Raw genomic sequence first — 21,851 nt, forward strand, 5'->3', positions numbered from 1 at the left:
CGGAGAAGTACTCAAGTGGCTGAAGAGGCGCCCCTGCTAAGGGTGTAGGTCGTGTAAGCGGCGCGAGGGTTCAAATCCCTCCTTCTCCGCCAGTCGTTTTAAATTTAAATATGGCCCGTTGGTCAAGCGGTTAAGACACCGCCCTTTCACGGCGGTAACACGGGTTCGAATCCCGTACGGGTCATCTCAAAAAGGTTTGCATATATGCAAACCTTTTTTATTTGCGCTTTTTTAAAGATTAAGTAAACAGAAATAATAGTTAGGAATAATTACCATGAATTTTCAGAATAAAAAGTAAGTTTTAAGCAGGATTTTTCCTATGCCATATGGAATTATTCATAAAGTAATAAAGTATGAAGAGTATGGGATAAAGAGTAATTTAAAAGAACTTTTATTCTATTATATTTGTAGAAAAGGTTTATGTTTTTACTGTAAAAGGGAATGAGTGGTAAGAAGCGTATATTATGTGCGTATATTATGTTTGAAGTTAAAGGGGTGGCAAAAGTGAATCTAGCGGTTCAGCCTACTGAATTTGATGTTCATTTGTATCACGAAGGAAACTTATTTCGCAGTTACTCTATTTTCGGTGCGCATCAGGTAACGGTAGAAGGGATTGAAGGCGTACGATTTTGCGTGTGGGCACCTCATGCAAAGGGTGTAAGCGTTGTAGGTGATTTTAATAAATGGAACGGTTTTCAACATTCCATGGTCAAAGTTAATGAAGAAGGTATTTGGATGACATTTATCCCTGAATTAGAACAAGGGACTATTTATAAATATGAAATCATCACACAAAGCAATCAAAAAAAATTAAAAGCAGATCCATACGCTTTCTTCAGCGAAGTGCGCCCAAACACTGCGTCTATTGTTTACTCATTGGATGGGTACAAATGGAACGACCAATATTGGCGTAGAAAGAAAAAACAGCAAAATATATATGAAAGACCGCTGTGTATTTACGAGCTGCATGCAGGGTCTTGGAGGACTCATGAAGATGGCAGCCTTTATACATACAGTGAATTAGCACAGGAGCTTATTCCTTATATTGCTGAACAAGGTTTTACACATATTGAGTTATTACCAGTCATTGAGCATCCGCTCGACCGATCCTGGGGATATCAAGGAACTGGATACTATTCCGCCACCAGTCGATACGGTACACCTAAAGAGTTGATGAACTTTATAGATGAGTGTCATCAAAACAATATAGGAGTTCTTTTAGATTGGGTACCCGGGCACTTTTGTAAGGATGAACACGGTCTGTATATGTTCGATGGAGAACCTACTTATGAATACAAACAAGAACCCGATCGTGAAAACTACGTTTGGGGAACAGCTAATTTCGATTTAGGAAAGCCTGAAGTACAAAGTTTTCTGATTTCGAATGCTTTGTTTTGGTTGGAGTACTTCCATATAGATGGATTTCGAGTAGATGCTGTAGCTAATATGCTTTATTGGCAAAATTCTTCTGGAAAAGCAGTGAATGATGGAGCTGTCAGCTTCTTGAAAAAGTTGAATGAAGCTGTTTTTGAATCTGATGAAACGGTATTAATGATGGCAGAAGATTCAACGGACTGGCCGCTTGTTACAGCACCTACGTATGAGGGCGGTTTAGGCTTTAATTATAAATGGAATATGGGATGGATGAATGACGTTTTAACATACATGGAAGCTGGCGTGGAAAGACGTCCCTATCTTCACGATAAAATGACCTTTTCACTAATGTATGCGTTTAACGAAAATTTTATTTTGCCGCTTTCCCATGATGAAGTCGTACATGGGAAAAAATCATTACTTAATAAGATGCCAGGTGATTACTGGCGCAAGTTTGCACAGCTTCGACTGCTATATGGATACTTCTTTGCACACCCGGGAAAAAAGCTTTTATTTATGGGCGGAGAGTTTGGCCAATTCGATGAGTGGAAAGATTTAGAGGAGTTGGATTGGATGCTTTATGACTTTGATATGCATCGCAATCTTAACGGATATATGAAGGATCTCATCAAGATTTATAAGAGAAGCAAGCCTTTATATGAATTAGATCATAATCCAGATGGATTCGAATGGATTGATGTTAACAACCATCATCAACAAATCTTCTCTTTTATTCGTAAGTCGAAAGAAAATCAGGAGATTTTTATAGTTGTTAGCAATTTTTCTGAGCATCCATATCATTCTTACAAAGTTGGAGTTCCAGTTGAGACAGAGTACATTGAAGTTATTAACAGTGATGACGAAGTGTACGGCGGTTCAGGCATTGTAAATAAAAAGGCATTAAAATCAGTGGATGAATCGTTTCACGGTCAACCTTTTTGCATTGAAATGAATATTCCGCCGTTTGGCATTAGTATACTACGAGCAAAGAGAAAACGAGGGGAGAGAAAACAACATGTTAAAAAAGAAATGCGTAGCGATGTTATTGGCAGGAGGAAAAGGTAGTCGGCTCAGTTCGCTTACAAAAAATCTAGCAAAGCCAGCTGTACCATTTGGTGGTAAGTATCGAATTATTGATTTTGCTTTAAGTAATTGTACAAATTCAGGTATTGAGACAGTAGGTGTATTAACCCAATATCAACCGCTAGTTCTCAATTCATACATTGGAATTGGAAGCGCTTGGGATTTGGACCGACGGAATGGTGGCGTCACGGTATTACCTCCATACGCGGAGTCAGATGGAGTAAAGTGGTATAAAGGCACGGCTAGTGCTATTTATGAAAATTTAAACTATTTGACACAATATGATCCTGAGTACGTACTGATTCTATCAGGTGATCACATTTATAAAATGAACTATGAAAATATGCTTGATTATCATATAAACAAAGAAGCAGACGTAACGATTTCTGTTATTGAAGTACCTTGGGAAGAAGCGAGCCGTTTTGGTATTTTAAATACCAATAGTGACCTAGACGTAATGGAGTTCGATGAAAAACCACAGCGTCCTAAAAATAATCTAGCTTCCATGGGAATTTATATTTTTAAATGGAGTATTTTAAAAGAATATTTAGAAATGGATGCACGCAATCCATATTCAAGCCATGATTTTGGTAAAGATGTTATTCCGCTTTTACTAGATGAAAAGAAAAAGCTAATTGCATACCCATTTCAAGGTTATTGGAAAGATGTAGGAACTGTAAAAAGTTTGTGGGAAGCGAATATGGATTTGTTATGTGATAAAGACGAGCTTAATTTATTTGACTCTTCATGGAAAGTATACTCTGTTAACCCTAATCAGCCTCCTCAATATATCGCGCCAAACGCCTGCGTGGTGGAGTCATTAGTAAATGAAGGGTGCGTTGTCGAAGGAAACGTAGAGCAGTCCGTGTTATTTCCAGGTGTACAAATCGGCTCAGGTTCTGAGGTTAAGAAAACGGTTGTCATGCCTACTGCAAAGATAGGCTCTAACGTATATATTGAAAACGCAATTGTTCCATCGGACATTGAAGTTCCAGACGGTACTATTATTCGACCGACCAAAGGAAGCGAAGAAGTAATTCTTGTTACTCAAGAATTGATTGAATCAGTTGCTAAATGCATTTAACGAACAGAGAGGATGAACGACATTGAATAATCAAATGCTTGGTATTATTGATGCTTGTACAAACACAACAGCGCTGCAGCCTTTAACTTTTTATAGATCGATTGCTGCCATTCCTTTTGCAGGACGCTATCGATTAATCGATTTTACGCTTTCTAATATGGTGAACTCTGGAATTTCGAGCGTTGCCATTTTTCCTCGTGATCGCTATCGCGCATTGATGGATCATATAGGTTCAGGAAAAGAGTGGGATTTGGATCGGAAGCGAGATGGATTGTTTATCTTCCCTCCTATGACAAGTGATTTACACTTAGAAAGTCCATCACTATTCACGCAGTTCCGTTATCATATTGATTATTTCTTAAGAAGTAAGCAGGAATACGTATTAATTGCGAATAGTTATACGATATGTACAGTTGACTTTGAGCACGTGTTGCAACGTCATATTGCTTCAAATGCAGATATTACTGAAATGAAGCAGGGTGATAAATCGCTTAATATGTATATTATTAATAAATCTATTCTAGTTAATATTTTGCAAAATGAATCCCATGATTTTTATACGATTAAAGAAATGGTTCGATATATGGCACAATCTCACCGTGTAGAAAAGTATGAGCACCATGGATATACGGCTGAGATTTCTAGCTTAGATGCCTACTATAAAACAAGTATGGAAATTTTATCTCCAGATGTCTGGAAGCAGTTATTTATCAACGAACGTCCTGTTTTCACTAAAGTAAAAGATGAACCGCCTACTCGTTACGCAAAAAAAGCGGTTGTGAAAAACTCAATGATTGCAAACGGGTGCGTGATTGAAGGGCATGTGGAAAATAGTATTATCTTCCGAGGCGTTAAAATTGGAAAAGGTACGGTCGTTAAGAATAGCATTGTGATGCAAAAAGGCGTTATTTTAGAAAATAGTGTATTAGAAAATGTTGTTTTAGACAAAGATGTGAAAATAGGAAGTAATGAAACGTTGCTAGGTGAGTCAGGATTACCTAGAGTCATTGCTAAAGGAACAACTCAAGGAGCGTTGATGAAGTCGTGAATGTATTATTTGCTGTATCAGAATGTGTACCTTTTATTAAAACAGGAGGATTAGCAGACGTAGCTGGTGCCCTGCCTAAAGAATTAAAAAAGTTAGGAACGAACGTATGTGTAGTCATGCCAAAGTACGGAACGATTCCTCAACATTATCAAGATGAAATGGTGCTTGAAAAAGTTATTCATGTACAGGTTGGGTGGAGAAGACAGTACTGCGGAATTGAATCGTTAACGATGGATGGCGTTAAATATATTTTCATTGATAATGAATATTATTTTAAAAGAGATAGCTTATATGGGCACTACGATGACGCTGAACGATTTGCTTTTTTCAGCAGAGCCGTGCTTGAAGCTATCCCGTTTTTAGAGAATGAGCCTGATATTATTCATTGTCACGACTGGCATACGGCTATGATTCCATTTTTACTTCGTGCTAATTATGATATGTATGATCATATTCAGACGGTCTTTACGATTCATAACTTGCAATTCCAAGGAATCTTCCCTAAGAGCAATTTATATGAGTTATTAAATTTAAATGAATATTATTTTACTACAAGCCAGCTCGAGTTTTATGGGAATATTAATTTTATGAAAGCTGCGCTTGTATCAGCTGATAAAATTACCACGGTAAGTCCTACATATCGAGATGAAATTCAAATGCCATATTACGGAGAAAGTTTAGATGGATTATTGCGTCAGCGAAATCAAGATTTAATTGGGATTGTAAATGGAATCGATGAAGAAGCTTATAGCCCAGACGCAGATCAGCTTATATCTTATCCTTATTCGGTAGAAAAGATTGAAGGGAAATATAAAAATAAAAAAGAGCTCCAGCGCTATCTTGAATTAGAAGAAAATAAGGATGTTCCAATTATTTCGATGGTTACAAGGTTAACTCAGCAGAAGGGATTGGATTTAGTTAAGCACGTTTTCCATGAGACGGTTAACTTAGGAGCCCAAATTGTTATTTTAGGAACTGGAGAACACGAGTTTGAGCAGTTTTTCCGTGAGATGGAAGATACGTACCCGCAACAAGTAAAAGCTATTATTGGTTTTAATGAAGAACTTGCTCATAAAGTTTATGCTGGTACGGATTTATTTTTAATGCCTTCCCGTTTTGAGCCTTGCGGACTCGGACAATTAATAGCCTTAAAATATGGAACCATTCCAGTCGTGCGTGAAACGGGCGGCCTGAATGACACGGTCAAAGCTTATAATGAATATAGCGGAGAGGGAAATGGCTTCTCTTTTAAGAATTATAATGCTCATGACATGCTTCATACGTTAGAAAGAGCTGTTTCATTTTATCACCAGAAAGATGTATGGAAAAAATTAATGATGGATGCTATGAGTCAGGATTATAGCTGGGGGCAATCGGCATTTAAATATAATCAATTGTATTCAAATTTGACATCTACTCCATCGTGAAAGGGTGAGCAGATTGTTCTCTGATAAAAAAAGCTTTCAAGAGGCTTTTTTAAAAAAGCTGGAAATGACATATGGAAAGAGCTTTAAAGAATCTACTGTTCAAGATCACTATCATACATTAGGAAATATGGTGCGAGAGTATATTAGCAGCGATTGGATTTCAACCAATGAAATTCATAGGTCTTCACATACAAAGCAAGTGTATTATCTTTCTATCGAATTTTTACTAGGCAGACTATTGGGTCAAAATCTGTTGAACTTAGGAATTCGGGAAGTTGTAAAAGAAGGATTAAGTGATCTGAATATTTCACTTGAAAATATTGAAGAGATAGAAGTAGACGCAGGATTAGGGAACGGCGGATTAGGCAGGCTTGCTGCTTGTTTTTTAGATTCTCTTGCTTCACTTAATCTTCCTGGCCACGGTTATGGGATTCGCTATAAACACGGTTTGTTTGATCAAAAGATTGTAAACGGCTTTCAAATTGAGCTCCCAGAACAGTGGTTAAGGCATGGGAATTCATGGGAAGTACGCAAATTAGATCAAGCCATAGAAGTGAACTTTTGGGGCGAAGTTGAAATGGTACAGGAAGACGAAAAATTCTCTTTTCGTCATGTGAAAGGAGAACCCGTCTCTGCTGTTCCTTATGACATCCCGGTTATCGGGTATAAAACAGATACAGTTAATACACTTCGCCTTTGGAATGCGGAGCCTTCATCATTTCCAGTACATAAAGATGTGATGGAGTATAAGCGTCAAACAGAGGCTGTATCAGAATTTTTATATCCAGATGATACACATGAAGATGGTAAAATATTAAGATTGAAACAGCAATATTTTCTTGTGTCAGCTAGCTTACAAAGTATTATCAGAGCACATCGAAATACCTATCAAACACTTACAAACTTTCACGAAAAAGTAGCCATTCATATTAACGATACGCATCCTGTACTTGCGATTCCTGAGCTAATGAGAATTTTACTGGATGAAGAAAAAATGGAATGGGAAGATGCATGGCATATTACGTCCAATACCATATCATACACAAATCATACAACTCTTTCTGAAGCCCTTGAGAAATGGCCAATTGATTTATTTCAACCCTTGCTTCCACGCGTGTATATGATTATTGAAGAAATTAATGAGCGCTTTTGTAAAGAATTATGGGAATCATATCCAGGGGACTGGCAGCGGATTGAAAATATGGCTATTTTAGCGCACGGGTTAGTAAAGATGGCTCATTTAGCAATTGTGGGAAGTTATAAAGTAAACGGTGTGGCAAAGATTCATACTGATATTTTAAAAGAACGAGAAATGAAAGATTTTTATCAGTTTTATCCTGCTAAATTTAACAATAAAACGAACGGAATTACCCACCGGCGCTGGTTGTTAAAAGCTAACCCGCAGCTTTCCTCCCTTATTACCGAGGTGATAGGAGATAAATGGATTAAACAGCCGCATTCTCTTATAAAGCTCCAAGAGTACGTGGAAGATCCAAGTTTTTTACAAGGACTCAAAACAGTAAAACAACAGCGTAAAAAGCTGCTTGCGGATATTATTCAAGAGCAAACGGGAATTAAAATAGATTCTAATTCTATTTTTGATGTACAGGTTAAAAGGCTTCATGCTTACAAAAGGCAGCTTTTAAATGTGCTGCACATTATGTATTTGTACAATCGATTAAAAGAAGACCCTAATTTTCAAATCGTTCCTCGTACATTTATTTTTGGTGCGAAAGCTTCTCCCGGCTATTATTATGCAAAAAAAGTCATCAAGCTAATTAACTCTGTAGCTGATGTTGTCAATAATGATCCACAAACATCACCGTTTTTAAAAGTCGTTTTTTTAGAAAACTATCGTGTGTCACTTGCTGAGTATATCTTTCCTGCAGCGGATGTCAGTGAACAGATTTCAACCGCCAGCAAAGAAGCTTCGGGAACAGGAAATATGAAATTCATGATGAACGGAGCGTTAACTCTTGGCACGATGGACGGAGCGAACGTCGAAATTAGCGAGGCAGTAGGAAAAGATAATGTCTTTATTTTTGGATTAAAAGCCGAAGAAGTGTTGAGCTATCAGCAAAATGGAGGATACCGTGCCTATGATTATTACCATCATGATAAGCGGATTCGACAAGTGCTCGAGCAGCTTACAAACGGCTTCCTGCCTGACACATATGACTTATTCGAGCCTATATATGATTCATTATTAATGCAAAATGATGAATACTATGTACTCCGTGACTTTGACTCATACGTTACGGCACAGCAAAAAGTAAACGAAGCTTATAGAAATGAAAATAAATGGCTTCAAATGAGTGCGACGAACATTGCACACTCCGGCTTTTTTTCTAGTGATCGAACGATTGAGGAATATGCATCTGATATTTGGGGAATTCATTCCACTAAAAATTTATTAAATCAATAAATAGAAAAGGTGTAGTCAAAGACTACACCTTTTTTATTTTATCTGTTGTCACCGTTTAAGAAATCACCTAAAGAACCAAGGATACTGCCTTCACCTTTACCTCCCGTTGGCGAAACTGCACTTGATAAAACGCGATCGGCTAGTCGGCTAAAAGGAAGAGATTGAATCCAAACTGTTCCCGGTCCTGACAGAGTAGCAAAAAACATGCCTTCCCCTCCAAACAGAGCTGTTTTAATTTTCCCTACATATTCGATGTTGTAGTTTACATCACGGGTCATGGCCACTAAACATCCAGTATCCACACGAAGGCGTTCACCCGGCTGCAGCTGTCTTTTATGAATGGTTCCGCCTGCATGCAAAAATGCCAAGCCATTACCTTCTAATTTTTGCATAATAAAACCTTCACCGCCAAAGAAGCCCGTTCCTAGTTTTTTTTGAAAATCAATGCCAACGGATACGCCTTTGGCAGCGCATAAAAAGGAGCTCTTTTGACAAATGATTTTATGATCGAGCTGCTCTAAATCGACAGGAATAATCTTGCCTGGAAAAGGTGAAGCGAAGGATACTTTTCGTTTGTGATATCCGTTATTTGTATATACCGTCATAAATAAACTTTCACCAGTTAATACGCGTTTCCCAGCTCCTTTTAGTTTATTAAACAGCCCGCTGCTGGTGGAAGAAGAACCGTCACCAAAAATAGTTTCCATCTCAATATCATCTTCCATCATCATCATTCCTCCAGCTTCTGCTATAACACTTTCTGAAGGATCTAATTCAATTTCAACAAACTGCATGTCATCTCCATACAATTTATAATCAATTTCATGTGCATTCATCATTTTCACCTCATTATTAATTCTAATCTCCTATTTATTCGATATCATCTCCTATAGCTCCTACAAAAAATAGAAAAAAGAGTAGTATGAAGAACTACTCCTTTTCAGTGTATGGATCTTTCTCATAGGCCGGCAAATCTCCAAATATGGTCATCGTACCTTCTTCATCCAGTGCATTTTCATATCGCTCATGCTCTTTTGAAGGGTAAATAGGAAAAGGCTGTCCATATAAATCGGTAGCGGCAAAGTTTTCATAATCTTCAACGTATCCAATAGCTTCATCTGCCTCAATATAGGTTTCACTATAGCTAGACGTATCTTCTATAAAATCAGAAGGAGATTCAGACGTCCCGTAACGCGCAACGTCTTGCCAAGAATCTTCTGCGTCATATCCTGTTGTTTCGGTATCGTCATAGTCGTATTGACCAAATGGGTGATGGAGAACATTTTCTTCTACAGGTCTGTGCTTTGGAATATCCTGCGATGGGCTATGTTCTCTACAGTATAAAGTAGTTGGTACAGCCTGAAGTCTTTCAAACGAGATATCTGCTCCACATACTTTGCACGTTCCATACGTGCTGTGAGCGATTGCCTGAAGTGCTTCTTCTATTTCATGTAGCTCTTGTTTTGCATGTTCATTTAATGCAAGGTCTTTTTCACGCTCGTATGTTTCCGTGGCTGTGTCACCAGGGTGGTTATCGTAGCTTGAAAGTTCTCCTACAGCATCGTGAGCGTCGCTTCGAGTTAGACCAAAATGATCATTTTGATCAAAGTGCGATTGAATATCAGCCTGCTGCTGCTGTAAATTTTGTTTTAACTGACTGATTTCTTGTTTTGAAAGTGTCATGAAGCTCCCCCTTAAAAATTTATTGTGCTTTTGTAGTATGTGTTAAAAATTCAAAAAAACACGATTCATATTAGGAGTATTTGGGGTATTCATGAAGCTAAGAGAGAAAAGGAGTGGAAAATTAAAGAAAGTTAAAGGTTATAGAAAAGGGTATGATAAAAATAATGCTCTCGAGGTCTAAAGAGTACTGAATAGATCATAAAGATTTTTGATTTATTTAATGAAAAGGCATAATTTAGACAAGCGAAATTAATTTTTTCTCGTGAATCGCGATGCTAGATTTTTTTGAACTGAAAGTTTATAATAAGTTAGTTACAGACTTAAGAAAAAAAGATGAACGGGGGGACGTAGTGTGATTGCAACGACCGAACAGTTAGTACAAGAATACATTAAAGATGCGATTGAGTGTGCAAAAAATGAAAATCAGCCAAAATTGGTCAGTTTAGTGAAAAAAGTAAGACCTATTGACCCCCTTATTTTTTATGCGAACGGACATGACCAGTTTTATAAAGAACGCTTTTTTTGGAAAGATCCCAACAGTTATTATACATTTGTTGGATTAGGATATGCGCATACTATTTGCACCAATGCGGCAAAAGAACGTTATTTCCACATTGAAAATGAATGGAAGCGCTTTATAAAAGAAGACTTTTATAAAAATAACCAAATTTTCCCTGATGGGACAGGTCCTCTTTTATTTGGAGGATTTTCATTTGACCCAAATCAGTATCGAGAAAACTATTGGAGTGATTTCCCGACTTCAAAATTTATGATTCCAACTGTGTTATATACCCAGGTAAACAAAGAAGGATACCTTACCGTTAATATGATGGTTAAAGGACAAGATTCTGTTAAAAAGCACATCAATTATTTCGAAGAGGTCCAAAAACTTGTTCTTTGTGAAGAGTACGACGGGGAATCCCATATTTCACCTTTGCTGTTGGAAAAAGAGGAAATTGGGGTAGAGAAATTTAAAGGAAATATTGAAAGAGCTACTACTTTAATTAAGCAACAGGCTATAGAGAAAGTAGTTCTTGCTCGTCAATTAAAAGTGAAATTTAATGAAGATATTTCTACTGAATACGTGCTTCAGCGTCTGTTAAAGGAACAGCCAACTAGCTACACATATATTTTAGAGGGAGAGCATCAGCATTTTATCGGCGCTTCCCCAGAAAGGCTAGTGCAAAAACAAGGAGATTATGTGTTTTCCACATGTTTAGCGGGTTCGATTCCAAGAGGAAAGACAAGGCAGGAAGATCACGAACTAGGTGAGGAATTGCTTCAAGATCCCAAGAACTTAATTGAACACGATGTTGTTGTTCATATGATTAAAGAAGCGATGAATTCTTATTGTTATGAAGTAGAAATTCCAAGTACGCCAAGTTTATATAAAACAAAGCATATTCAACATTTGTATACACCTGTTAAAGGGCGTATAAAGGAAGATGTAACGCTATTTTCATTTATTCAAAAGCTCCATCCAACACCAGCGCTAGGAGGATATCCTCAACAGGAGGCCTTGCCTATTATTCGACAGCTAGAATCCTTTGACCGAGGTTGGTATGCAGCTCCTTTAGGATGGATGGATATCAACGGAAACGGTGAATTTATAGTAGGAATCCGCTCCGCTGTTATTCAGCAAAAAGAAGCCGTTTTATTTGCGGGCTGTGGAATTGTAGCAGATTCTACGCCTGAAAGTGAATATGAAGAAACAAGAATTAAATTCAACCCGATGCTTTCAGCTTTAGGAGGGATTATGCGTGGAACACATTAAATCATTAACAACGTATATTGCGTCATTCGTGGATGAATTAGTAGAAGCAAATGTTGAAGAAGTAGTGGTCAGTCCAGGGTCACGTTCAACGCCTATTGCGATGCTTATGGCTGAGCACCCTGATATTCATGTACACTTAAATATTGATGAACGTTCCGCCGGCTTTTTTGCTCTAGGAATAGCAAAAGCAAAGAAAAAACCAGTGGCGCTTGTATGTACATCTGGAACAGCTGCAGCGAATTATTATCCTGCAGTAATTGAAGCTCACTACTCACGCATTCCTTTAGTAGTTATCACAGCGGATCGTCCCCATGAGTTAAGGGATATAGGTGCCCCGCAGGCCATTAATCAGAATCATCTTTTCGGTCAATATGCGAAGTGGTTTGTAGATACAGCTTTACCAGAAGAAAGTGCAGATATGAATCGTTATATTCGAACAGTAGCTTCAAGGGCTGTTCATACAGCTCAAGCTATACCGAGCGGTCCTGTACACATTAACGTACCTTTACGTGAACCGATTGTACCAGATTTATCTATTGAAGATTTATGGAGTCAAGGGAAACGCGGTAAATCATATGTGTCTGCTATTCATGGAGAAGCATCTCTATCTGAAAAAGGTTTCGAAGAAATTGCGAAGCGCTTAGAGGGAACAACAAAAGGACTTATTATATGCGGAGATCAAATGTCTTTAAAAGCAGTAGACAGCGTATGCCGTTTAGCTGAATCTTTAAGCTTTCCAGTGCTCGCAGATCCGTTATCGCAATTAAGAAGCGGCAAGCATTTAAAAGAAAATGTAATAGAGACATATGATACATTTTTAAAAAGTGATAAGGTTGATGAGCGTTTTTACCCGGAAGTTGTCATTCGTTTTGGCGCGATGCCGGTATCGAAACCGCTATTGCAATTTTTGAAAGCACACGAGCCGACAGAAATGTTTGTAGTTGACCAAGGTAAAGGCTGGAGAGACCCTACTTTACGTTCGACAGTGATGATTGAAGCCGATGAGACATTATTTTGTGAAGAACTGATCAAGCGTCTTTCAGCGAATCAAGAGGAATCTACTTCATGGCTGAGTCTGTGGAAAAAGATTAATGCTCAAACTGCACAGGCTCTGAGAACACTAACTTCTGGCCAGGAATGGTTCGAAGGACAAGTAGTTCAAGAAATTGTTGATGTAGTACCTGAAGGCACGGCTTTGTTTGCTGGAAATTCAATGCCTGTTCGAGATATTGATTCTTTCTTTTTAAATACGGAAAAAGATATTCCACTCTTTGTAAATCGGGGCGCAAATGGAATTGATGGTGTAGTTTCTTCTGCTCTAGGCGTAAGCACGGCTTACGATCACACCGTTTTATTTATTGGTGACTTATCGTTTTATCACGATTTAAATGGTCTGCTGGCAGCTAAAATGCATAATTTAAATTTAACCGTTGTGCTAGTTAACAATGACGGCGGAGGAATTTTTTCATTTTTACCGCAGTCAAAACAAGAAAAGCACTTTGAATTTTTATTCGGTACGCCAACTGGATTAAACTTTGAGCATGCCACTCGTCTGTATGATGGCAAATTTTCTTCAGCAAGCAGCTGGGAAGAATTTCGACATGCAATGAACCATGCTTTCACAAAGGGCGGGTTGCATGTTGTAGAGATTCGTACAACTCGTACAGAAAATGTAGAGACTCATCGCAGTTTGTGGAAACTTGTTTCCGAGGAAATAAATTTGTCAAACGGTGAGGAATAGGCAATGATGTATCAATTAAAAGGTGTATCTTACCATGTGCACACCGAGGGAAAAGGAGAGCCGCTGCTTCTGCTTCACGGCTTTACCGGCTCTTCTCAAACTTGGCGTACCTTTATGAAGGAATTCGTTAAAGACTATCAGGTAATTGCTGTTGATATTATTGGTCATGGCCAATCAGCAGCTCCCAAAGAAATCAAACCATATTTAATGGAAGCAGTTGTGGAAGCACTGCATGAGCTTCTTCAACAGCTATCTTTATCACAGGTGAATGTAATTGGATATTCGATGGGAGGAAGGCTTGCTCTTTCATTTGCCCAGCGATATCCACACCATGTGAAAAAGTTGGTATTAGAAAGCGCATCGCCTGGTTTAAAAACGCGAGAAGAACAAAAGCTAAGAAAAGAAAAAGATGAACAGCTGGCGAGCCGCATTATGAAAAATGGAATTGAAGAATTTGTGAACTTTTGGGAGGAGATTCCTCTTTTTCGTTCTCAAAAGCAATTGCCTAGCCATGTTCAAGAAGCGGTGCGTAAAGAAAGACTTTCGCATACAGAAATCGGCCTTTCCAACAGTTTGAAAGGAATGGGAACAGGAGTCCAGCCGTCCCTTTGGGAGAAGCTGGACGATCTGTTGATGCCGGTTTTGCTTATTACAGGAGAAGTAGATCAAAAGTTTTGTTTAATTTCCAAAGAAATGCAAACATTAATACCAAATGCTACTTCTAGAATTATTTTAGGGACAGGCCATGCAATTCACGTGGAACAACCCGAGATTTTTGGTAGAATAGTAAGTGAGTTCTTAGCTACTACATAATTAGGAGGAAATAAAGATGACAGTTGAATGGACATCAGTACGTCAGTATGAAGACATTTTATACGAAACATATAACGGAATCGCTAAAATTACGATTAACCGTCCAGAAGTGCACAATGCATTCCGTCCAAAAACAGTAATGGAATTGATCGATGCATTTGCTTATGCTCGTGACGATGCAAGCGTTGGAGTAATTGTATTAGCAGGTGCTGGAGATAAAGCATTTTGCTCAGGCGGAGACCAAAGAGTTCGCGGCCACGGCGGCTATGTAGGAGAAGATGAAATTCCACGTCTAAACGTTCTAGATTTACAGCGTTTAATTCGCGTAATTCCAAAGCCGGTTGTTGCAATGGTATCAGGCTATGCAATTGGTGGTGGCCACGTTCTTCACGTTGTATGTGACTTAACAATTGCAGCGGATAACGCAGTATTTGGACAAACAGGTCCTAAAGTTGGAAGCTTCGATGCAGGATATGGCTCTGGTTACTTAGCTCGCATCGTAGGTCATAAGAAAGCGCGTGAGATCTGGTTCTTATGCCGTCAGTACAACGCTCAAGAAGCACTAGACATGGGATTAGTAAACACGGTCGTTCCATTAGAACAGCTTGAAGCTGAAACAATTCAATGGTGTGAAGAGATGTTAGAAAAAAGTCCAACCGCTCTTCGTTTCTTAAAAGCAGCATTTAATGCTGATACGGATGGCTTAGCTGGTATCCAGCAATTTGCGGGTGACGCAACGCTTCTTTATTACACAACCGATGAGGCAAAAGAAGGTCGCGATGCATTTAAGGAAAAACGCAATCCAGACTTCCAACAGTTCCCACGTTTCCCTTAAACAGCTGAAACAGCTTGGTGATTATCATCAGGCTGTTTTTTCAATTTAATTTAGTTAATCAGTATAAAAAGGAGAGAAATTCATGAGTAGCCAAACGATTCCCAATGGGCTTATGCAAAGAGCATATTTGACGCCAAATCGAGTGGCGGTAGAAACATCCCAAACGTATCTTACGTTTCAAGAGCTTCATAAACGTGTTCAAAAAGTAGCACAGCAGCTTTCGTTTAACGGTGTAAAGCAAGATGATACCATTGCTTTATACATGAAAAATAGAGTGGAGCTTATTGAGATTTTACATGCGGTTTCTTATATTGGTGCAAGGTTGCTGCTCGTCAACACGCGTTTGACAAACGAAGAAATTAATTATCAGCTAACAGATGCAAACGTGTCGTTGCTTATTGCGGATGAAACATTTTTAATGAGAGAATTCCAAAGTTCCATTACTCAGCTTACTTTACCTGCTTTAAAAAGTTCTCCAGAAGCAGAAACGGATTTTCAAAAAACGTGGAATCTCGAGGAGACATTTACCATTATGTATACGTCCGGAACAACAGGTCATCCAAAAGGAGTGCTGCAGACGTATGGAAATCACTGGTGGAGTTCCGTTGGCTCAGCGCTTAATTTAGGATTAAACGAAAAAGACTGCTGGCTTATAGCGGTTCCTTTGTTTCATATTAGCGGCTTATCTATTTTAATGCGGAGCGTCTTTTACGGAATGAAAATCATTTTAGAAGAACGGTTTGAAGCAAGAGCAGTAAATGAAGCAATTGAAAACAAAGAGGTAACGATTATGTCGGTTGTCACTTCCATGCTGTCCAACATGCTCGATGAGTTAGGAGAACGGAAATATCCGCATACGTTTCGATGCATGCTTTTAGGAGGAGGACCTGCACCGCTTACTATTTTAGAGGCTTGTGTGAATAAAGAAATTCCTGTTTATCAAACGTATGGAATGACAGAAACATCTTCACAGTTCGTTACGCTTTCACCTGAAGATAGTTTGCGAAAACTGGGATCAGCAGGTAAACCATTATTTCCATGTGCAATGAAAATTGTAGATGAAAAAGGAAATGAGACCAGCGAAGCAGGAGAAATCATTGTTAAAGGTCCAAATGTTACAAAAGGATATTTAAATAAACCTGAAGCTACTGAAAAAGCCCTTCAACAAGGCTGGTTCTATACAGGAGATATCGGGAAAGTGGATGAAGAAGGCTTTCTATATGTGTTAGACAGACGTTCAGACCTTATTATTTCAGGTGGAGAAAATGTATACCCAGCTGAAATTGAAAATGTTTTGTTGAAGCATCCCGCTGTTAAAGAGGCCGGTGTAACGGGAGTAGCTGATGAAAAATGGGGACAAGTGCCAGCTGCATGTATTGTTGTAAACGAAGACGTTTCAGATGAAGAATTATCTTTACACATTCAACAATTTTTAGCAAAGTACAAACTTCCAAAGTATTTCGTTCGAGTAGAGGAGCTGCCGCGAACAGCTTCTAATAAAATCATACGCCGGAAGCTATCATCGTTCATACAGAAAAGGAGCTAATCGATGATTATAAAAAAAGTACATCTTTATAAAATTGACATGAAGCTTCTTTCTCCTTTTTCAACAAGCTATGGTACAGTGCAGGATCGAGAATTGATTTTGCTTGAAGTAGAAGATGAACAAGGATTTACAGGGTGGGGAGAAGTCGTTGCTTTTTCATCTCCTTGGTATACGGAAGAAACGATTCAGACATGTTTTCATATGTTAGACGATTTTTTAATTCCCTCGCTTCTTCATCATCAGCTTCAAAAACCAGAGGATGTTCAAAAGTTATTCAAACCTCTAAAGCGAAATAACATGGCTAAAGCAGCTTTAGACTGTGCTGTATGGGATTTGTATGCAAAGCGGCAAAATAAGCCGTTATCTGAAGTAATTGGCGGAGTAAGGTCTGCTGTAGAAGCTGGAGTGGTAGTTGGCTTAAATGATATTTCCATAATGAAAGAACAAATAAAGACTTACATGAAAGATGGCTATAAGCGCTTTAAAGTGAAAATTAAGCCGGGTGCTGACTATGAGCTACTGAAACAAATTCGAGATGAATTTCCAAGCATTCCTCTTATGGCTGATGCCAATTCAGCCTATACTTTAAGCGATAGTGATTCATTGAAGAAACTAGATGAATTGAATTTAATGATGATCGAACAGCCGTTAAGTTCTGATGATATCCTTGATCATCGATTGTTACAAAAGCAAATGAAGACGCCAATTTGCTTAGATGAAAGTATTGTGAGCTATGAAGATGCACGTCATGCAGTTGAACAAAGAAGCTGTAAGATTATCAATGTGAAAATCGGTCGAGTTGGCGGAATATCCGTAGCAAAGCAAATTCATGATTTATGCGCCCAGCATGGTGTAAGACTTTGGGTTGGAGGAATGTTAGAAGCAGGGATTTCACGAGCTCATAACATCGCCCTTGCCACACTGCCTTCTTTCACGATACCAGGTGATATTTCTGCGTCGTCTCGCTATTGGGAAAAAGATATTATTAAGCCCGAAGTAGAGGTAGAAGCTGGAGTAATAAAGGTGAAGGGAAAACCGGGGATAGGATACGATATTGATAAAAAGTTTATCAAAACAATCACAGCATTTGAAAAAAAATATAAATAATTAAAAACCGTTTTTTGATGAAAAACGGTTTTTTTATTGAGGTTGTCAATGTTTAGTAGAAAAATAGGACAAATTTTTTTAAAAGAGCACATTGTTCCATCAAGCGTGTCAAAACATGTTATGATGGAATAGTTTGATGAAAAAAGTCGAAGAGTTTTATCGTAAAAAACAAAATTATTTTTGAAAATAGGTTGATAGTTTTCTAAGTTGTCCTATATAATGTGTTTATAACATAACACAATATGTTGTTTTGAAATCTATAATAAAATACTATATTTTGTGTTTTCCAGTGAAAAAGGTGTCTGATAAAAAGACTTAAAAGGGAATTTGGTGAAAATCCAAAGCTGTTCCCGCAACTGTGAATGCTGATGAAATAAGGAGATCCACTGTGAGTAAACATCATGGGAAGGCCTTAAAGTAAAAAGAAGCATAAGTCAGGAGACCTGCCTTTTTTATGTCGTTTTATCTTCTTCGGGAGGTGAGAGGGTAGAGCGAGGATTGAGAAAAGACTTAGTGTCTTCTTCTATCTTCGTTCTATTCGCTCACCGAGGTACGGTGAGCGATTTTTTATTTTGAAGTGAAGAGAGGAGCCATATTTATGGTGAATACATTAAAGCCTACAATTCTACATGAATTAACTGCATATATTGAACGTTTAAAAAAAGAATTTACGCAGCTTGATTTTTCTTTGTATGAGGAAAAGGTTATTCAAACTGTTACAGTAAAGGAAAATATGACGGACGAAAAGGTTGCAAACGTCCTAATTTTGGCAGCCTTAGAGCGTATTTCAATGGAAGAACCCGATTGGACGTACGTAGCGGCAGACGTCTACTTAAACGAACTATATCGAAAAGCAGCGGACAACCGAGGTTACGATAAAAAAGAGAAGTACGGTTCGTTTTATCAGCTTATTCAAGAATTAACAAAAATCGGCATTTATAATAAGCAGCTATTAAAAACATATACAGAAGAAGAAATTAATGAAATTGCTTCAGTCATTATTCCTGAACGTGATCGTTTATTTACATACATTGGATTGTTGACATTAGCAGATCGCTATTTAGCGACATCACATGATAAGCGCGTATACGAATTACCGCAAGAACGTTTTCTTATCATTGCTATGACGCTGATGTCTCAAGAAAAGAAAGAAAATCGAACAGCATTAGTAAAAGAAGCGTATTGGGCGCTTTCTAGTCTATATATGACGGTTGCCACACCAACACTTTCAAACGCAGGAAAGAGCTACGGACAGCTATCTAGCTGCTTTATTGATACGATTGATGACAGCTTACGCGGTATTTATGATAGCAATACAGATTTGGCCACGCTTAGTAAAAATGGAGGCGGAATTGGTGTCTACCTCGGTCATATTAGAAGCCGAGGAAGTGATATAAAAGGTTTTAAAGGCGTATCATCAGGAACAATTCCATGGATGAAACAGCTAAATAATACGGCTGTAAGTGTCGATCAGCTAGGTCAACGACAAGGAGCTATTGCCGTATATTTAGACGTATGGCACAAAGACATCTTTTCATTCTTAGACGCGCGTTTGAACAATGGTGACGAACGTCAGCGCACGCATGATTTATTCACTGGTGTATGTTTGCCAGATTTGTTTATGGAAAAAGTAGAGGCTCGTGAAGACTGGCACTTATTCGATCCTCACGAAGTTCGTACGCTGATGGGCTACTCGTTAGAAGATTTTTATGATGAAGAAGAAGGCAGCGGTTCGTTCCGCACTCGTTACGCTGAGTGTGTAAATAATGAACAGCTTTCAAGAGAAACAGTACCTGCTATTGAAATCTTCAAGCGCATTATGCTTTCCCAGCTTGAAACCGGAACGCCTTATATGTTTTATCGTGATACGGTTAACCGAGCTAATCAAAACCGCCACGAGGGCATGATCTACTGCAGCAACTTATGTACAGAAATTACGCAAAACCAAAGTACAACGGTCGTAACAGAGGAAATTACGGAAGACGGAAAAATTATTATTACAAAGAATCCGGGCGATTTTGTTGTATGTAATCTTTCTTCTATCAACTTAGCGAGAGCCGTAACTGAGGATGTGCTTGAACGTTTAATTCCAATTCAAGTACGCATGCTTGATAACGTTATTGAGTTAAATGATTTGCCAGTACTTCAAGCAAAACTAACAAACCAAAAGTACCGCGCAGTAGGACTTGGCACATTTGGTTGGAACCATTTGCTTGCCTTAAAGAAAATAGCATGGGAAACAGATGAAGCGGTAGCATATTGCGATGAATTGTACGAGCAAATTGCTTACTTAACCGTACAGGCAAGCATGAACTTAGCTAAAGAAAAAGGTGCATATCCATTATTTAAAGGCTCAGATTTTGAGTCAGGCGCTTATTTTGAAACACGTAAATACACAAGCGAAGCGTGGAGTGAACTGCGTAACGAAGTTCAAAGCAATGGGATAAGAAATGGCTACTTAATGGCTGTAGCACCTAATTCATCAACATCTATTATCGCGGGTTCTACTGCAAGTATTGATCCGATTTTCCGTAAGTTTTATTCAGAGGAAAAGAAAAACTATAAAATCCCAGTGACGGCACCAGATTTATCGCCAGCAACAAACTGGTATTATAAGTCCGTTTATTTAATTGATCAGCACTGGAGTATTAAGCAAAACGCCAAGCGCCAGCGCCATATTGATCAATCCATTTCATTCAACTTATATGTACAAAATGATATCCGAGCAAAAGAGCTGCTGGATCTTCATATGACGGCATGGAAAGAAAAGTTAAAAACGACCTACTACGTACGTTCAACATCAAGTGAAGTGATTGAAGAATGTGAAAGCTGTCATAGTTAAAAGGAGTGAATAATTAATGACAAGCATGTTAAAACGAGAATTAATGAACGAAACAGCTCCGAACCGTTCGACAGGAATCATCAACGGCAAGAGCTCAAATATTCTAAACTGGGATGACGTCCGATTTTCATGGGCGTTCCCTAAATACAAGCGTATGCTAGCTAACTTCTGGACGCCGTTTGAAATTAATATGGGTCAAGATATTAAGCAGTTCCCTCAGTTAACGGCTGACGAACAAGAGAGCTTTTTAAAAATTATTGGCCTGCTGGCGCTACTGGACAGTATTCAATCAGATTATGCTAGCAAAGTAGCTGATTATGTAACCGACTCTTCGATTAATGCTCTAATGATTATTTTAGCGCAGCAAGAAGTGGTTCATAATCATTCGTATTCATATGTTTTATCAAGTCTTGTACCAAAAGGAAAACAAGATGAAGTATTTGAATACTGGCGCACAGACGAAAAGCTTCGCGCTCGAAATGACTTTATTACAAACGGATATAAAGCATTTAGCGAAGAAGCAACGGTTGAAAACTTTTTGAAGTCTATGGTATATGATGTTATTTTAGAAGGCCTTTTCTTCTATAGCGGATTTGCTTTCTTCTATAATCTTGCGAGAAATCAAAAGATGGTGGCGACATCTACGATGATTAACTATATCAATCGTGATGAACAGCTTCACGTTGGGTTATTTGAAAAGATTTTCAAGGAAGTACTAAATGAAAATCCAGCTTATCGTACGGAGGAGCTAGAAACGTTTGTAGTTGAAACGTTCCAAGAGGCAGCTCGTCTTGAAATTGAATGGGCGGAATCTGTTATCGGAGAAAAATTCGACGGGATCACGATGAAAGAACTGCAGCAGTATATTGAATACATGGCTAATAAACGCTGTAATCAATTAGGCTTTGGCCGAGCTGCTTTCCCAGAAGCACCGATTGAAAATCCTCTTCGTTGGATTATTGCTTATCAAGAGGTAGATTTAGGGAAAACGGATTTCTTTGAACAGAAATCAAGACAATATACAAAAGCATCAGATGCGAATGGATTTGATGATCTATAAATACAAGAG

The 21,851-nt window shown here is 38.4% G+C and carries 15 protein-coding genes, 2 tRNA genes and 1 riboswitch; of the genes, 15 read left to right on the forward strand and 2 right to left on the reverse strand.

What is annotated here, in order from left to right; translation table 11 throughout:
* The first annotated feature begins 1 nt into the window (after position 1).
* The 7 genes from POF52_RS00005 to POF52_RS00035 all read left to right on the forward strand — a co-directional run bounded on the left by POF52_RS00005 (position 2) and on the right by POF52_RS00035 (position 8,441).
* A tRNA-Ser gene (locus POF52_RS00005) sits at positions 2 to 92 on the forward strand.
* Between the two features lie 20 nt (positions 93 to 112).
* Positions 113 to 184, forward strand: a tRNA-Glu gene (locus tag POF52_RS00010).
* 293 nt (positions 185 to 477) lie between these two features.
* A complete protein-coding gene (gene glgB, locus POF52_RS00015) occupies positions 478 to 2,439 on the forward strand; it encodes a 1,4-alpha-glucan branching enzyme (protein WP_176583609.1) in 1,962 nt (653 codons plus the stop codon).
* The gene (locus POF52_RS00020) at positions 2,390 to 3,541 is read left to right on the forward strand and encodes a glucose-1-phosphate adenylyltransferase (RefSeq protein ID WP_016765788.1); all 1,152 of its coding nucleotides are present in this window, start codon (positions 2,390 to 2,392) and stop codon (positions 3,539 to 3,541) included. Before glgB ends, POF52_RS00020 begins: the two co-directional genes overlap by 50 nt.
* Before the next feature lie 22 nt (positions 3,542 to 3,563).
* The gene (locus POF52_RS00025) at positions 3,564 to 4,589 is read left to right on the forward strand and encodes a glucose-1-phosphate adenylyltransferase family protein (protein WP_025750736.1); all 1,026 of its coding nucleotides are present in this window, start codon (positions 3,564 to 3,566) and stop codon (positions 4,587 to 4,589) included.
* Positions 4,586 to 6,016, forward strand: coding sequence for a glycogen synthase GlgA (glgA, locus tag POF52_RS00030; protein WP_013085286.1), 1,431 nt, complete (start codon positions 4,586 to 4,588; stop codon positions 6,014 to 6,016). Before POF52_RS00025 ends, glgA begins: the two co-directional genes overlap by 4 nt.
* A gap of 13 nt (positions 6,017 to 6,029) precedes the next feature.
* The gene (locus tag POF52_RS00035) at positions 6,030 to 8,441 is read left to right on the forward strand and encodes a glycogen/starch/alpha-glucan phosphorylase (RefSeq protein WP_016765785.1); all 2,412 of its coding nucleotides are present in this window, start codon (positions 6,030 to 6,032) and stop codon (positions 8,439 to 8,441) included.
* 38 nt (positions 8,442 to 8,479) lie between these two features.
* Here POF52_RS00035 and POF52_RS00040 read toward each other — a convergent pair whose 3' ends face one another.
* On the reverse strand, positions 8,480 to 9,277 hold the full coding sequence (locus tag POF52_RS00040; RefSeq protein WP_013085284.1) for a TIGR00266 family protein: 798 nt from the start codon (positions 9,275 to 9,277) through the stop codon (positions 8,480 to 8,482).
* Between the two features lie 94 nt (positions 9,278 to 9,371).
* Positions 9,372 to 10,124 (reverse strand): TraR/DksA C4-type zinc finger protein, encoded by a 753-nt coding sequence (locus tag POF52_RS00045; protein ID WP_271988968.1) that lies wholly within the window; start codon positions 10,122 to 10,124, stop codon positions 9,372 to 9,374.
* Between the two features lie 352 nt (positions 10,125 to 10,476).
* On the opposite strand from POF52_RS00045, the gene POF52_RS00050 reads away from it, so the two are divergent.
* The 8 genes from POF52_RS00050 to POF52_RS00085 all read left to right on the forward strand — a co-directional run bounded on the left by POF52_RS00050 (position 10,477) and on the right by POF52_RS00085 (position 21,842).
* Positions 10,477 to 11,898, forward strand: a complete 1,422-nt coding sequence (locus POF52_RS00050) for an isochorismate synthase (protein WP_176583605.1) — start codon at positions 10,477 to 10,479, stop codon at positions 11,896 to 11,898.
* Complete coding sequence (gene menD, locus POF52_RS00055; protein WP_271988971.1) at positions 11,885 to 13,639, forward strand: 2-succinyl-5-enolpyruvyl-6-hydroxy-3-cyclohexene-1-carboxylic-acid synthase; 1,755 nt, start codon at positions 11,885 to 11,887, stop codon at positions 13,637 to 13,639. Before POF52_RS00050 ends, menD begins: the two co-directional genes overlap by 14 nt.
* 3 nt (positions 13,640 to 13,642) lie before the next feature.
* Positions 13,643 to 14,452, forward strand: a complete 810-nt coding sequence (gene menH, locus POF52_RS00060) for a 2-succinyl-6-hydroxy-2,4-cyclohexadiene-1-carboxylate synthase (protein WP_271988972.1) — start codon at positions 13,643 to 13,645, stop codon at positions 14,450 to 14,452.
* Positions 14,453 to 14,468: 16 nt separating this feature from the next.
* Positions 14,469 to 15,287, forward strand: coding sequence for a 1,4-dihydroxy-2-naphthoyl-CoA synthase (gene menB / locus POF52_RS00065; RefSeq protein WP_013085280.1), 819 nt, complete (start codon positions 14,469 to 14,471; stop codon positions 15,285 to 15,287).
* An 82-nt stretch (positions 15,288 to 15,369) separates the two neighbouring features.
* On the forward strand, positions 15,370 to 16,833 hold the full coding sequence (locus POF52_RS00070; RefSeq protein ID WP_271988975.1) for an o-succinylbenzoate--CoA ligase: 1,464 nt from the start codon (positions 15,370 to 15,372) through the stop codon (positions 16,831 to 16,833).
* A gap of 3 nt (positions 16,834 to 16,836) precedes the next feature.
* Positions 16,837 to 17,940: an o-succinylbenzoate synthase gene (gene menC / locus POF52_RS00075; RefSeq protein WP_271988977.1), complete on the forward strand. Its 1,104-nt coding sequence runs from the start codon at positions 16,837 to 16,839 to the stop codon at positions 17,938 to 17,940.
* Between the two features lie 279 nt (positions 17,941 to 18,219).
* Positions 18,220 to 18,405, forward strand: a riboswitch (cobalamin riboswitch).
* 133 nt (positions 18,406 to 18,538) lie between these two features.
* A complete protein-coding gene (locus tag POF52_RS00080) occupies positions 18,539 to 20,782 on the forward strand; it encodes a ribonucleoside-diphosphate reductase subunit alpha (RefSeq protein WP_016765778.1) in 2,244 nt (747 codons plus the stop codon).
* A gap of 16 nt (positions 20,783 to 20,798) precedes the next feature.
* Entirely contained in the window at positions 20,799 to 21,842 is a 1,044-nt protein-coding gene (locus POF52_RS00085; RefSeq protein WP_013059560.1) for a ribonucleotide-diphosphate reductase subunit beta, read from the forward strand.
* Positions 21,843 to 21,851: the final 9 nt, after the last annotated feature.

Origin of the sequence: Priestia sp. AB (genome assembly GCF_028369225.1) — a bacterium.
Classification (GTDB): domain Bacteria; phylum Bacillota; class Bacilli; order Bacillales; family Bacillaceae_H; genus Priestia; species Priestia megaterium.

Coding starts and splice junctions, on each gene's coding strand:
- POF52_RS00045 (WP_271988968.1), bottom strand. CDS start 10,124: ATGACACTTTCAAAACAAGAAATCAGTCAGTTAAAACAAAATTTACAG.
- menC (WP_271988977.1), top strand. CDS start 16,837: ATGATTATAAAAAAAGTACATCTTTATAAAATTGACATGAAGCTTCTT.
- POF52_RS00040 (WP_013085284.1), bottom strand. CDS start 9,277: ATGAATGCACATGAAATTGATTATAAATTGTATGGAGATGACATGCAG.
- POF52_RS00020 (WP_016765788.1), top strand. CDS start 2,390: ATGTTAAAAAAGAAATGCGTAGCGATGTTATTGGCAGGAGGAAAAGGT.
- menB (WP_013085280.1), top strand. CDS start 14,469: ATGACAGTTGAATGGACATCAGTACGTCAGTATGAAGACATTTTATAC.
- menH (WP_271988972.1), top strand. CDS start 13,643: ATGATGTATCAATTAAAAGGTGTATCTTACCATGTGCACACCGAGGGA.
- POF52_RS00080 (WP_016765778.1), top strand. CDS start 18,539: ATGGTGAATACATTAAAGCCTACAATTCTACATGAATTAACTGCATAT.
- glgB (WP_176583609.1), top strand. CDS start 478: ATGTTTGAAGTTAAAGGGGTGGCAAAAGTGAATCTAGCGGTTCAGCCT.
- POF52_RS00070 (WP_271988975.1), top strand. CDS start 15,370: ATGAGTAGCCAAACGATTCCCAATGGGCTTATGCAAAGAGCATATTTG.
- POF52_RS00085 (WP_013059560.1), top strand. CDS start 20,799: ATGACAAGCATGTTAAAACGAGAATTAATGAACGAAACAGCTCCGAAC.